Source organism: Parvimonas sp. D9, assembly GCF_035282565.1.
GTDB lineage: Bacteria > Bacillota > Clostridia > Tissierellales > Peptoniphilaceae > Parvimonas > Parvimonas micra.
The window spans coordinates 1-384 of sequence record NZ_JAYKBM010000073.1 but is presented as its reverse complement, the minus strand read 5'-3'; the positions used below and the strand labels follow the sequence as shown (position 1 = coordinate 384).

The 384-nt window shown below is 46.1% G+C and carries 1 protein-coding gene; it reads left to right on the top strand.

Translation table 11 applies throughout. The annotated features are described in order from the left end of the window. The coding region (locus VJI94_RS08080; RefSeq protein WP_324008975.1) for a hypothetical protein at positions 1-384 on the top strand (384 nt) is incomplete at both ends.

The following is a 384-nucleotide window of genomic DNA, read 5'->3' as shown; positions in this document are numbered from 1 at the left end:
TGACTGGTCTTACTAACTTAAGTGTAACCGGCACAGTAGATGCAGGAACATTAAGTGCAACCAATGCGAACATCAGCAACCTATCTGGACTCACGAACTTAAGTGTAACGAACACTATACAGGCAGCAACAGTAAGTGCCACTACAGGTAACTTTACGGATATCAATGCAACGGGCACGATTACAGGTGGAACCTTTAGTGGAACCTTAAGTGCCAGCGCACAGAACTCCATCACGAACCTTGCAAACATCAGCAGCCTGACTGCAACCAATGCGAGCATCACAAATGCAACCATTACGAACCTGACTGGTCTTACTAACTTAAGTGTAACCGGCACAGTAGATGCAGGAACATTAAGCGCTACCAATGCGAACATCAGCAACC